The organism is Paenibacillus vini (genome assembly GCF_018403325.1).
GTDB classification, from domain to species: Bacteria; Bacillota; Bacilli; order Paenibacillales; family Paenibacillaceae; genus Fontibacillus; species Fontibacillus vini.
The window spans coordinates 1-297 of sequence record NZ_BOSL01000063.1 but is presented as its reverse complement, the minus strand read 5'-3'; the positions used below and the strand labels follow the sequence as shown (position 1 = coordinate 297).

Here is a 297-nt window from a genome sequence, read left to right as displayed (position 1 = left end):
GGTCCAAGTACCATCGGCGCTGGAGGGCTTAACGGTCGTGTTCGGGATGGGTACGCGTGGAACCCCTCCGCCATCGCCACCAAACGCGCGAGAGTTGAACTCTCAAAACTGACCAACGAGTGAGTAACAGGCCTAAACCTGATTTGTATTTGAATGTTTCCGTTGCAGGAAACGATTCTCCATAGAAAGGAGGTGATCCAGCCGCACCTTCCGATACGGCTACCTTGTTACGACTTCACCCCAATCATCTACCCCACCTTCGGCGGCTGGCTCCTTGCGGTTACCTCACCGACTTCG

2 rRNA genes are annotated in these 297 nt (G+C 54.9%); both read right to left on the bottom strand.

The features are described from left to right. A 5S ribosomal RNA gene (gene rrf, locus KJS57_RS26175) occupies window positions 1-84 on the bottom strand; the annotation flags it as partial. Between the two features lie 101 nt (window positions 85-185). After that, window positions 186-297 (bottom strand): 16S ribosomal RNA (locus KJS57_RS26170); the annotation flags it as partial.